The 332-nt window shown below is 50.9% G+C and carries 1 protein-coding gene; it reads left to right on the top strand.

The window, feature by feature from the left end; all coding sequences use genetic code 11:
* Nucleotides 1–332, top strand: a 332-nt coding sequence (locus J0A66_RS22340) for a TGS domain-containing protein (protein ID WP_206576023.1), incomplete at both ends; no start/stop codon positions are given.

The raw sequence follows: 332 nt of genomic DNA, 5'->3' as shown, positions 1-332 counted from the left end.
AGAAAATGGATGCAGTCGTTGCTGGAACTGCAACACAGTGCCAGTTCCTCGGTAGAATTTATCGAGAATGTTAAAACCGATCTGTTCCCTGAAGAGATCTATGTGTTTACCCCAGACGGTCGCATTATCGAATTGCCCATGGGTGCCACAGCGGTGGATTTTGCCTACGCGGTGCATTCCGATATTGGTAACTCCTGTGTAGGTGTGCGGGTAGACAGACGCAATTACTCGTTAAACCGACCGCTGGAAAATGGCCAGTCGGTGGAGATTATTACCTCGCCGCGCGCCAAGCCTAATGCCAGTTGGCTGAACTTTGTGGTGAGTGCCAAGGC

Origin of the sequence: Bowmanella dokdonensis, assembly GCF_017254865.1 — a bacterium.
GTDB lineage: Bacteria > Pseudomonadota > Gammaproteobacteria > Enterobacterales > Alteromonadaceae > Bowmanella > Bowmanella dokdonensis.
Note: the sequence above shows the minus strand (reverse complement) of the source record. Positions and strands in the feature narration are given on the sequence as shown.